Genomic DNA, 12,226 nt, shown 5'->3' on the forward strand with positions numbered 1-12,226 from the left:
CGGTGTTAAATTAACAAGCCCTCGTCTTTGAGGTGATCAAGCAGGGATATGTCAGCCTCAGCAAACGCAGCCAGTCTTTCCTGTGCCGGTTTATCGTTGATCAGAGTCATTAGATCTTGCCATCGGCTTGTCTGAACGCCTTTTGGCCCAACATTGATGCGCGTTTTCACAATCGAAGGACGACGCCCCGTCAGGTTTTGAATGTCATTTTCAAGCAGATTTAAACTGCTTAAGCGATAAACCCTATCTAGTTTCCGCGCGCCGCCCATCGCTTGACCAACAAGCATATCTTTCGAGAAATGGCAGACCTCGGCCGCCCCGCGAACTTTCCCGGTGGCGAGATAGCTACAGTAAAAATTGTCGTAGTGATCCTTAATGAACTGTTGCCAAGCGGTACTTCCGCCAAAGAAATACGCGGCGGGGGAGCAATTTTTTACTTTGTACAACCCCATATGCCCAGGCGACGAGAGTAGGCTGTCCGTGAGGCGCGAGGCCTTATTTCTTAAATAAAAATAGAAAGAAGCGATCCTTTCAAATGGATCGCGAAGTACCGTGAACGCAAAGGTATCTGTCTGGGTCTCACGAAGGCGGCACCAATCTAGGTGACCCGAGTAAAGGTCATACCCGTTGGGAAACTGACCGTCTGAAGAAGCTTGGTGGTGAACGCGAACAGGAGAGGTTCGAGCGCTGCCATAGATTTTAGTGAGCTCCGAGTGCACAGATTGGCCCGCGGTTTTGGGTATGTGTAAAAATGCGACTTTTCTCACTGAGTGTTTTCCGATCTCAGATCCAGCGTCGGGGGGGCGAAAGGCGCGGCATCTTTGAGCATTGTGTTTACCCCTCTACAAAATTCCAGCACATCCGACGGATCAAGGTGGTCCATTTGCCACGGCGCAAACTGCCACCAGCGGCACTTTAACATGAGACTGATGAAGCTCGGCGGTAGGCGCATTCGTTTGAGAGAGGCCGGATTCCCCGCGACGACTGCATAAGGGGCAACGTCACGGGTCACGACCGAATGCGCCCCGATTATTGCGCCGTCGCCAATGGTGACCCCGGCGGCGATATACGCCCCGTGCCCGATCCATACATCATTTCCAATTATAGTGATTTTTACCTTGGTGGGCGGCTTGCTGTGAGCTGTCCTATAATTGTGGTAGTGTTCGGCTGCCTCAAAACCGTCGCCAAGTTCGAATACTCTGTCCCCAAGATAGAAAGCGGGACTTGTGGATACCCAGTCCAACGGGTGGTTTTGCCGACCTATTTGAACGGATTCGCCGAATGAACAATATCGGCCGATACGTGCGGCAAAACAGTATCCCGAGACTTGATACGAGAACGTTCCCATCTCTAACGAGTGTTCATACTGTGTCCATTTTAGGCTCCCCGGGGCTTCGAGCACGGTATGTCTGGGCAGGTTGATCGACGTAGCACCCCGGTTCAGTACCTCGATGCCATTGTTTCGCAAAAATTTTAGGGGCACTGAGATTTGGCTCATGAGGCCACCGCCCAGGTTTTGGTGATGTGATTTTTAACGTGAGACAGCAGAATATCCGCCAAATCCTGTTGGGTTGAGTAGGGAATAGGGAAACCGTTTTCAGCTTTGGTAACTGCTTCGCCCTGAGCACCAATTGCGAACGCATGGGTGGGCAAACCGGATGTCAGAGCTTCGTGCGTGGTAAACGAGAATGTCTCCGGCCACACGGAAGGTATTAACCAATCTGTCACGCCGTATCGGGCGGCAATTTTTCCCAGATCTGATATGGTATATCTCCCATGGATAGGCACCGAGGGGGGGAGGGGAATGGCGGGATCGAAGTTCCCGACGATGACCATACCGACACCTTGCACATCTATCGCATCAGCGGCTCGGCTGATGATCTGTGCGCCTTTCTGAAGACCAATGTCGCCCAATACACCGATCACCGGGCGCTTTGGGCTGAGGGGCCGAGGGATACGGGGCACGGCGTCTGAAATTCTATGCGGTGTAACTTGAATTTTATCGGCGCAGTTGGGGAATGCTGCGCGCACAATTTCTTTGCTATTTTTAGAAAATACCACGATCTCTTGGGATGCGGTCAGGAGTTTTCCCCACTCGCTTTGCCACCGAATCATGCTTATCGGTGTGCCGGTGGTTGCTGGGGCATTTAGGTGAGGTGGGGGTAGGCCATCGTACACTCCTTGATCGTTCAGAAGAGTGTAGTTGGGCGAGATTGCGAAGTAGTCATGAAAGAGAAACTCTATCACCTGTTGGCCGGTTTGGCTCAATTCTAGAACTGCACTTGGAATAGTCAGCGGATCTTGATCCCCAACCGCGCAGGAATAGATTAATCGTCGCCGTTTTATGGGGTGTAGAAGTTGTTTGACGTAGTCGAGGTTGTTGGTCCCGCCGGAGATTATTCCGTCATGGCAATGCAATTCGATTTGCCATCGCATGGCACCGCCGACCCTGATTACAACAGCGGAACGGCCCAACGCGTGATGTTTTGATTTCACCCGATGTTGCAGATACGATTCAGCGCCGCCACCCATACTGTGGGCGATATATACCGAGACCGGATACGTGTCTTGTGCCCCTAGCCAAGCCAATGCCAAAGCGAGGCGGGGCGATTTGAATGGGTCAGAGGCAATGAACTGCTGCACCTCTGTATCGTATTCGGGATAACGTTTTGAAATAAGATCGTTATTTTTCGCGATAAGACGCGTCTTCTCTTCCGATCCGAAACTTTGTCCACCGCGATGCTCTACGAAAAGGTTAACCGCACTATAATGCAGTCCGCCCGCTGCTCTGATGCGCTGGCACCAATCGACCTCTTCGCCGTATCCCCGACCAAAACTGACATCCAATTGCGGTTCAGTTCTGAGATAGCTGGGATTGATCGCCATGCAAAATCCCACCCCGGTCGGCGTGGCCACGCGATAGCTTTTCGAGTTAAGCTGCGCGGCGGTCACATCTATAAGATCCCCCTGTCCGGCGGCAAGTTTTTGGGGTGCACATATGAGGGGGGCGGTGAAAATTTCCGCGTCGTTGGACATTGGGGTTACAGTGGCGGCGCGTGGATATTCAACGAGGGGACGGATAAGGCGGCTCGCCCAGTTCGCTGGGACTAGGGCGTCAGAATTCAGTAAAATTACCGTGTCGGACCAGCGTTGTGCATAGCGCAAGCCTTTGTTTACGCTTTTTACAAACCCAAGGTTTTGATCATTCTCAAGCAGTGTCGCACGGTCATTGTGGGCCAAGGACCACGCGCGCAGCAACGGTAGAATCCGTTTATCGGTTGAGCAATCTTCGATCAGAATAATGCGCCACTGAAGATCGGTATTGTCGACGACGCGCCGCAGCGCCTCTTTCAGTAGGTCATGCGCGTTGAATACCGGCAGTATTATCGTCACCGATGCCGTTGTGACGGGAGGCGCATTGGCGCGGAAAAGGTCAGGGTCAAGTTCGCGCGCATGGTGAACGGGGCATAGCCCCAGCCCCCGTTTGATCCGCGTGCGAAAAGCGGGGTCTCGTCTGACGCGCCAGCAGCCATAGGCAGGCAACTGCAGCACCAGCGCGATGACGAATTTGATTACCAATCGCGCTTGAACCCACCAAAGGTGAGGGAGTTCTAGACTTCGCGCAATTGTCCAGGTGCCATTGCGAACACGGTGAAATTCGACCCCAAACCGCCCGATCTCTTGCAAGCCGGTCGGGCCGAGCGGCGTGGTCAGGTCGAACCCGACCCGTCGCGCGCCACCATAGGCTTTGGTCACGTCGTCACGGATCAAGTCAGCTTTAGCGCTTACTTTGACGCCGTTCATATGCAGCACGATATCATCCGCGAACGTCCAGCCCGCCAGCCTCAAGTTCCCGTCATTTACGGCAAATACATCAACGGCACCCACCGTGGCACCGGACGGGTCCGTAATGTGCATTGGACGCCCCACGGCCCTTAGGTGGGCGGCGATATAGCGGGCAAAGAGAGCTTTGAGCTGTTTATACAAAATCAATCATTTCGATTCTATGTTGCGTTGATAGAGCTCTAGATCAGCACGCTCACTCTTAAGGGGAGGTTAAGTTTATTCAGCATTACAACAGAATTTCTGTTCGGATTTTACGGGAGGTGACATAGGTGAGCAAAACGCAACTTGGCGTTTTGGTGACGGATAATGGTCAGAACAATCAGGTAGATATATCGCCAACAGCTACCTGCGCCGAAGGGGTGCGGATTAATATATACGGGCGCAATAACCACGTGGTGATCGGCGAGGGTACTGTGATCTCCGGTGGCTTGGTTGAGCTCAGGAATCACGAGAGCGCCGTCTATATTGGCGCAGATTGTCGTTTGGCGGGGTCATTTCGATGCCGCGCGCGTGAGACGCATATTCGCATTGGCGATCGCACCACGATCATGATGGCTCACCTCAGTCTGCATGAAGCGGGCGCGATTACGATTGGAGAGGATTGCATGCTGTCCGGGGATATCACCATGGATGTCAGTGATATGCATTCGATCCTTGACGTAGAAACGGGGGAGCGGATCAACCCGCCCCAAGATATCGAAATCGGGGATCATGTCTGGTTGGCCCATGGTGTCAGGATCATGAAAGGAGCGCAGATAGGGCAGCATTCAGTGATCGGTAGCCGTTCCATGGTTCTTGGGGTGATCCCCGCACATAGCTTGGCTGTGGGCGCGCCGGCGCGTGTTATGCGCGCTGGTATCACCTGGGATCGCCGACGGCTAAGCCCCAAAGATCAATAAGTATTGGGTCCCTGTGCGGAGCCGTTGGTGATTTACACTATCGAAAGAGGAGATACGTGATGGCAATATCATGGGGATTGCGGATAGATTTTGCTTTGCTCATCCCACGCAAACTAGCTATGAGATGCCCTGAGTGGTCCCGTAGCTCAACTGGATAGAGCACCTGACTTCTAATCAGGATGTTGGGGGTTCGAGTCCTCCCGGGATCGCCAGACGCACCGAGTGTAGCTACAGCACAGTGATTGGTCCTTCGCCATCGATCAAATGCCCGATAACCCAGGCTTTTTTACCTTCGGTAGCCATGTCGCTGATCGCAATCTCTGCCTCGGCTGGGGGTAGGGCAGCCAGCAAGCCGCCTGCGGTTTGAGGGTCGTGTAAAAGCGGGTCGCTGCGTCCTTGCGTGGGCGCGTTGTCGACGTTGGGGTGATACAGCGACGCATGCACGCCGCGATCTGATAGGTCTCGGGCACCGGAGTAGACGGGAATGGCGTCCGCCGAGATTTCCGCGCTCAGGCGCGATGCGCGGCAGATGGCGGCGATGTGACCCGCAAGGCCAAAGCCAGTGACATCTGTCATGGCATTGGCGCGACGCAGGTGGAAGGCTTGGCGGTCCTGCGGTTCTGCCATCTCGTTTAGGGCCTGGGCGACGTCGGCTCCCCGTGCTGTGCCCTCCATATGCGCAGCCATGATAATTCCTGATCCGATGGGCCGGGTCAGCACAAGGCAGTCGCCAGCTTGAGCGCCCGACAGGGTGATTGGTGGCGTTTCGCGCGTGCCGGTGACGGTGAACCCGATGGTCATTTCAGCACCCATCGATGTGTGCCCCCCGACAATCGTCGCGCCCGCGTGGTCGAATATCGCACGGGCTGCGTCGGTGATTTCTTGCAGTGTCCGGGACTGAAGCGCCTGAGACATATGGGGTAGTACGATGCTGGAAAGGGCCACTTGGGGCTGCGCTCCCATGGCCCAAATGTCGCCCAAGGCGTGCACTGCTGCGATGCGCGTCATCAAGGCGGGGTCGTGGATCAAAGCGCGCAAGTGATCGGCGCTGATGACCTGAAAGCCGCCACCGGGTTGCTTTAGCACCGCAGCATCATCGCCGAGGACAGAAAGAATGGCCGCATCCATCGGACCTTGAAGCGACGATAGCCCGTCACGAAGCACTGTGTTTCCGACCTTAGCGCCACAGCCGCCACATAAGGGTTTCGCGGCCAGTATATCGCGGGCACCCTGCGCCAGCGTATCGGGCAAAGCTGGCGGTTGCATCGGCGGCAAATCGTCAAGTTTATCCATGAAGGCGCGGTCGATCCGGTCTTTCCAGCGCCATAACGCGTGCCCCGAGAATGCAAGATCGAATTTTTCCGCCAAAGCCGATTTTTCTCCAAGGGAGATAAGCTTTAGGTAACGTTTTTGTGGTTTGAAGGGCTTGCGGGGACCATTGGTGAGGGCGGCGCGAAGGTTGTGATACAGGATGGGTGCTGCGCGAACGGCAAACACGCCAGCCTTGGGGCGTGGGGCAAAGGGCATTGCTGCGCAGTCACCGACGGCAAATACAGTTGGGTCACCGGGAAGTGACAGGTCGGGCGTTGTTTCGATGAACCCATCACGCAAGGGAAGGTCCGTTTGCGCCAGCCATTCATGCGGGAAAGCACCGGCAGCGCCGACCGTCAATTGAGAAGGGATTTTGTCGCCGCTGCCCAGAACGACATGATCGGCGGCGATTTCCGTGACGCGTATGCCGGTGCGTAGGGTGACCTTGGCGCCGCGAAGCTTGGCCTCGACCGTGTGGCGCGCGCGGTTGCCAAGGCCCGAAAGCGTCGGGTCGGACTGTAGCAAAGTGACCCGAGGCTCGATCCCCGCGCTGCGTACGGCATGGGCCATCGCGAGGGACAGCTCGCAACCGGCGACACCGCCGCCGATCACCGCGATTTCAGGCTCGATGTCCCCGCTCGTCACCGCGGCAAGGAAATCGCGCCAGCGTTTGGCGTAGACATCAAGTGGCTTTGCACCGACAGCAAAGCCATCAAACCCCGGGATACCCATTTTAGCGGTGATCCCGATATCAAAGGAGGCAACATCATATGCAATAGGCGCGCGGTCTTCGACATGGACCAGACGCGCAGTGCGATCGATATCTGTGGCGTGGGACAGGATCAGACGCGCGCCAGCAAAGCGGCACAGCCGGACAAGGTCAATCTCGAGTGTTTCACGTGAATAATGGCCCGCGATATAGCCCGGCAGCATACCTGTATATGGGGCCGTGGGGCCGGGATTGATGACGGTTAACCGCGCGCCCGGTAGCGGGTTCATCCCCCATTTGCGTAGCACCAACGCATGAGCATGCCCGCCGCCGATCAGCACCAGGTCTTGGGTCAGCGGGATATCGTGTCCATGCATCGAATGACTTTCTATCAGGCGGGTGTCACAGTCTTAGCCCGCGGGATCAGCGGATCAAAGCCGCAAGACACAACTGCGGCCCGTTGCAACGGAATGTGAACTACGTGACAAAGACCGCAGCGTTTTCCGTGAACTAGGTGGCCTCCGTCCGTGACCCTTCGTATTCTGCACACTGCCGATCTTCACCTCGATTCACCGCTTCGTAGTTTGGCGATGAAGGATGACCGTCTGGCCGCGCAGGTGCGCGGCGCCAGCCGGCAAGCGCTTGAGACGATGGTGCAATATTGCATCGACGAGAGGGTCAGCGCTTTTCTGATCTCGGGCGATCTTTATGACGGGCAAGAACGTAGCGCGAAAACCGCCGCGTATCTCGCCGCGCAGATGCATCGTTTGGCGCAGGCTGACGTGCGGGTGTTCTATATCAAGGGGAACCACGACGCGGAAAACCCGATCGCGGGGGAGATCGACCTGCCGCCGAACGTGCATGTGTTCGACGGGCGGGGCGAGAAAGTACAACTGGCGGACTACCCCGTCTATATTCACGGCGTCAGCTTTCGCGACCGTCACGCGCCGGAAAGCCTGCTGCCGAAGTATACCGTGCCAGAGGCGGGGGCGGTTAATATCGCGATGATGCATACCTCTCTCGCGGGGGCGGAAGGGCATGATCTTTATGCGCCTGTGTCGGTCGGCGAACTGGCGGGGGCTGGGTTCGATTATTGGGCGTTGGGGCATGTTCACAAACGCGCCGTGCACAGCGAAGACCCCTGGATCGTGATGCCGGGCATGCCGCAAGGGCGCGATATCGGGGAGGCGGGGCCAAAGTCCGCTAGCCTGCTGACGATCGAGGATGGCAAGATCTCGGTTTCGGAAGTGGCGACCTCGGTCGTGGAATTCCGCCGCTGTGATTGCGATGTGACGGGGGCGGAGGCTGACGAAGATCTGCGCCGCAAACTGCGGTCGGCGTTGCAGGCACAGGCCGGACGGGGGGCGGCGATCTTGCGGTTGCGGGTGACGGGGCAAACGGCGCTGGCGTGGCAGATACGCCAGTTGGCGGATGTTTGGCGCGCCCAAGCCGACGAAATCGCAGAAAGCATCGGTGATCTGTGGATCGAGAAGATGTCGGTGGATGTAACGGCTGTATCTGAGGATGCGGTGGATGGTGCTGTGGCCGAGGTACAGCAGTTGATGACTGACATCGCCAAGGAGCCCGCCACTCGGGACAGGTTGCAGCAAGAGTTGAGCCAGATCCTTGGCCTATTGCCTGCTGATCAGCGCCGCGCCCTCGCACCGGATGCAGAGGCGCAAGAGGCATTATTGCGGCAGCTGACCGATGAGGCGGTGTTGACCATGGCCGCGCAGATGCGAGGAGCAGGCGAATGATGCGGCTGCAGCAGCTTGCGCTGGACCGATTTGGTCACTTTACCGACCGCGTGCTGGATTTCGGCGCGCGCCCCGCAAGCGGATCGGACTTTCATATCGTCTTCGGCGGCAATGAAGCGGGCAAGACCACCCTCATGGAGGGGTATCTGCGGCTGCTTTACGGTTTTGCAGCGCGTGAACCCTATGCCTTCAAACACCCCCGCGCGAACCTGCGCGTCAGCGGTACCGTCGATATTGACGGGCAGATCCACCAGCTGTCCCGATTGCCCAAGCGCTCGGGCAATCTTGTGGACGGGGCGGGCCAACCTGTGCCGGATGCTTTGCTGTCTGCGGCGCTGCGCGGTGTGTCGCAAAAGGAATACCAAAGTCTGCTGTGTCTCGACGATGAAACGATCGAAGCAGGCGGCGAAGAGATTACCAAAAGCGAGGGGGATATCGGGAAGCTGCTGTTCTCTGCTGCGACGGGTATCAGCGATCTGTCGCAGGTCTTGGGGCGGGTGGAGCAGGGCAATCGTGACCTTTATCTAAAAGGCGGTACAAAATCAGAGTTCGCGGCGCTGAAGGCTGCGCATGCAGAACTGGTCCAGCAGATCAAAGATCATGACGTCAGCGCCGCCGCGTTTCGCGAGTTGCGTCTTGCGCGGGACGCTGCCCAAACCGAAGAGCAGCGTCTGCGCGCCGCCAAGTCAGAGCTTTCCGTTCAGAAAACGCGGCTGGAAGCTATACTTGATGCGCATCCATTGGCGACAGAATGGAAAACCCTAGAGGCGCAGCTTACCCCTATCGCGCATTATCCCATGACGCTGGAGTTCGACAGCGAAGACTTGATTAAAATGATGACTAAACGGATCGCGCTTGTTGCCGAAAGGGAGCGGTCCGTCGCCGAGGTGCACGCATTGCGGGCCGCGCGAGACGAGGTCGCCGTCAACGCGGATGATTTGGCGCGAGGGGCTGATGTTGATGCGCTTGCCTTCAAGAAAAGTCAGGTAGAGGCGGGGCAATCCGACCTGCCCAAACGCGAAGCACAGTTGATGCAGGATACCGCTGATATGCGGGCGCGGCTTGATACTCTGGGGTTGCCCGCCGATGGCGCGCTTGCGCAATTCATCTTAAGCGATCCCGCCCTTGCGGCGCTTGAACAGGCGCGCGCCACTCTGGACGATGCGCGCAAGCATCTGCAAACCACTCAGGCGGAGGCAGAGGTCGCGCGCGACAAATACGATGACGCGGCACGGGCCCTGCGCGATACCGAAGAAGAGACTGCCGTCGACGCGGACGTCGAACGCCTGTTCATGCAGGCCGAAGCGGAGGATCTGGTCAGTCGGTATAATGACGCGCTGCGCCGGCTCGCGGCGGATCGTCAGGGGGTGGCCACAGCCTTGCGCGGGCTGGCGCGGCACAATGTGGCGTTCGACGCGGTTCCGGCACTTCCGTTCAGCAGCCGGCGCGCGCAGGAATTGATGCAGGCCCATGGCGAAGCGCGGCTTGCCCTGCGTGCGGCCGTGCAGGCGGAAACCACGGCAGCCGATCGTCTGGCGGGTGCCGAGACAAAACATGCGATGGCCGCGTCGGCCCCAGACTTGATCAGCGATGATGCTGCTGCCAAAGGGCGACAAACCCGAGACGAGTTATGGGCGCTGCATAAAGATGTGTTGGACATAGCCTCTGCCTCTGCGTTCGAGGCCGCAATGCGGGCGGATGACGCGCAGACCTCATTACGCGCCGGGCAAAGCCAATCGTTGGCGGAAATGCGGCAGGCGGAACGACAGTTGATCGAGGCGCGGCAGGATCATGACAGGGCGCAGAATAAGCGTACCGAGACTGAGGCGGCCTTTGATAAGGTGACGGGTGAACTGCGGTCCCACCTCGATGCACTTGGCCTGCCCGAAACCCTTTCCGCCGAGGATTTTGTCGAATGGGTACGCGAGGCAGAGGCGGCGCAAACTGCAGCCGAAACCTTAAAGACATCTGAACAGGCCAACACAGACCTATTGCGCGCGGCAGAACAGATGCGCGACGATCTGGCGGCACGATTGGGTGCAGGGGATGCGCCTTTGCGGACCGTCGTGCTCATGGCCAAAACCCAGATCGCGGCGTCGCGCAAGCATCAGAATGCGCAAAAGCTCGCACAGGCCACAGTGCGTCAGGCCACGGCAGAGCGGGATCGCCGGGCAGCCGTAGCGGACAAGGCACGCACGGCCGTGACCGAGGCGCGTGACCAGTGGCGCGATGCCGTCGCGATGCATCTTCCGGCGCTGCAGTCTGGCATAGACATGTGGAACGGGCTGACCGGCCTGCGCAGTATCCGAGAGGTCGACGCCCGCATGGCGGGTGTCCGACGTCAGATTGCGGGCATCAAACAGGATCGCGCCGGTTTCATCGCACAGTTGGATGCACTGGATGGCGAGGCAGACGCGCAGGAACAGCCCTTGGCGCGTTACGCCGCTTTGCAAACCGTGGTGGAGCGTGCCCGTCAGGCCCAAGCGCGCCGCAGCGATCTGGACGCGCGCCTTGCCATGGCGGAGGACGCCGCGGCTGAGGCGCTGCGCGAGATTGCCGTGCTTGATGATCAAGTCCAACTTCTGGCCCGTGCGTTTGATGACCAGATAGACACCTCTACCCTCGATGCATTGCGTCAGGCGACGGCGACCGCGCAACAGGCAATTGTCCTGCGCCAGCAAAGTGCGGATTTGCGTACCCGTCTGCTCTCGATCCTGGGGGTTGATGCCTGGGAGCAGGCGCAGGAACGCCTCAGCGCCGCGCCCCTCGCACAGGCGCAAGTGGAGCTTGCCGAGCTCTGCGAAGACCTGTCGCGACTTGAAGCAGAGCTCGACAGCGCGATTGCTGCGCGCGCTCGGGCGCAAGCGGCGCTGGATGCGGTTGGGGGGGATGGTGATATTGCGGCGCTCACCTCGCAAAAGCGCACGGTCGAAGAACAGATGCAGGCCGTGATGCTGCGCTATCTGACGGGGCGCTTTGGCCATACTTTGGCCGAGGATGCCATCCGCCGGTATCGCGACACCCACCGCAGCAGGATGTTAGCCGCGACCGAACAGGCATTCAGCGACCTGACCCAAGGGGCATACACTACACTGACCACGCAGCCTGCCGCTCAGGGGGATGTGTTAATGGCCGTGCGGGCAGAGGATGGGGTGTCTAAGGAAGCCGCCGCAATGTCCAAAGGGACGCGGTTCCAGCTTTACCTTGCCCTGCGCGCGGCGGCCTACGAGCAAATGGCGTCGACAGGAACGGTGCTGCCGTTCTTCTGTGATGATGTCTTTGAAACCTTCGACGAAGACCGCACCCGCGCGGCCTGTCGCTTGATGCAACGGGTCGGAAAGCGCGGGCAGGCCATCTATCTCACCCACCACCAGCATGTGGTCGATCTTGCACAGGAGGCCTGCGGCACAGATGTGACCGTGCACCGGCTGTAACGCCCCATATGGATTCGCGATTATCCGGCCCGCGAGTCGGCGATTCCACCGCAATGCCCTACCTGTGGTTGGGTCGAGGCGCGAAAAGCTCCGTATAAGCGGAGAGAGATACCCTGAGGGGCTTGGGTGCTACAAATTTCCGACGCTCAGAAAGTCAATAAAACAGGCGTTTGTGAAGGTTTTTTGACGAAAAGGATAAAATCCGAAAAAAGGGGTTGCGGGTGTTTGGAACAAACCTTAGAACGCCCCTTACCGGAGACGCAGACATGC

7 protein-coding genes and 1 tRNA gene are annotated in these 12,226 nt (G+C 58.0%); 4 read left to right on the forward strand and 4 right to left on the reverse strand.

The window, feature by feature from the left end:
- Positions 1-5: 5 nt before the first annotated feature.
- The 3 genes from SJY36_RS16005 to SJY36_RS16015 are packed head-to-tail and all read right to left on the reverse strand — an operon-like array spanning position 6 to position 3,987.
- Positions 6-767 (reverse strand): sulfotransferase family 2 domain-containing protein, encoded by a 762-nt coding sequence (locus tag SJY36_RS16005; RefSeq protein ID WP_386176399.1) that lies wholly within the window; start codon positions 765-767, stop codon positions 6-8.
- Entirely contained in the window at positions 764-1,498 is a 735-nt protein-coding gene (locus SJY36_RS16010; RefSeq protein WP_386176401.1) for a CatB-related O-acetyltransferase, read from the reverse strand. The genes SJY36_RS16005 and SJY36_RS16010 overlap by 4 nt, the downstream gene beginning before the upstream one ends.
- Positions 1,495-3,987, reverse strand: coding sequence for a glycosyltransferase (locus SJY36_RS16015; RefSeq protein ID WP_386176403.1), 2,493 nt, complete (start codon positions 3,985-3,987; stop codon positions 1,495-1,497). Before SJY36_RS16015 ends, SJY36_RS16010 begins: the two co-directional genes overlap by 4 nt.
- A 128-nt stretch (positions 3,988-4,115) precedes the next feature.
- Between SJY36_RS16015 and SJY36_RS16020 the strand changes: the two genes are divergently transcribed.
- Positions 4,116-4,745, forward strand: coding sequence for an acyltransferase (locus SJY36_RS16020; RefSeq protein WP_386176405.1), 630 nt, complete (start codon positions 4,116-4,118; stop codon positions 4,743-4,745).
- Between the two features lie 135 nt (positions 4,746-4,880).
- Positions 4,881-4,957, forward strand: a tRNA-Arg gene (locus SJY36_RS16025).
- Positions 4,958-4,973: 16 nt separating this feature from the next.
- Here the strand turns inward: SJY36_RS16025 and selD are convergent.
- Positions 4,974-7,142, reverse strand: a complete 2,169-nt coding sequence (selD, locus tag SJY36_RS16030) for a selenide, water dikinase SelD (protein ID WP_386176407.1) — start codon at positions 7,140-7,142, stop codon at positions 4,974-4,976.
- Positions 7,143-7,307: 165 nt separating this feature from the next.
- On the opposite strand from selD, the gene SJY36_RS16035 reads away from it, so the two are divergent.
- Both SJY36_RS16035 and SJY36_RS16040 read left to right on the forward strand, forming a co-directional pair.
- Complete coding sequence (locus SJY36_RS16035) at positions 7,308-8,522, forward strand: exonuclease SbcCD subunit D (RefSeq protein ID WP_386176516.1); 1,215 nt, start codon at positions 7,308-7,310, stop codon at positions 8,520-8,522.
- Positions 8,519-11,956: an AAA family ATPase gene (locus tag SJY36_RS16040; RefSeq protein WP_386176409.1), complete on the forward strand. Its 3,438-nt coding sequence runs from the start codon at positions 8,519-8,521 to the stop codon at positions 11,954-11,956. The genes SJY36_RS16035 and SJY36_RS16040 overlap by 4 nt, the downstream gene beginning before the upstream one ends.
- The last annotated feature ends 270 nt before the right edge of the window (positions 11,957-12,226 follow it).

Origin of the sequence: Sulfitobacter sp. R86518 (assembly GCF_042466275.1) — a bacterium.
In the GTDB taxonomy this organism is placed as follows: Bacteria; Pseudomonadota; Alphaproteobacteria; order Rhodobacterales; family Rhodobacteraceae; genus Sulfitobacter; species Sulfitobacter pontiacus.

Coding starts and splice junctions, on each gene's coding strand:
- SJY36_RS16010 (WP_386176401.1), bottom strand. CDS start 1,498: ATGAGCCAAATCTCAGTGCCCCTAAAATTTTTGCGAAACAATGGCATC.
- SJY36_RS16040 (WP_386176409.1), top strand. CDS start 8,519: ATGATGCGGCTGCAGCAGCTTGCGCTGGACCGATTTGGTCACTTTACC.
- selD (WP_386176407.1), bottom strand. CDS start 7,142: ATGCATGGACACGATATCCCGCTGACCCAAGACCTGGTGCTGATCGGC.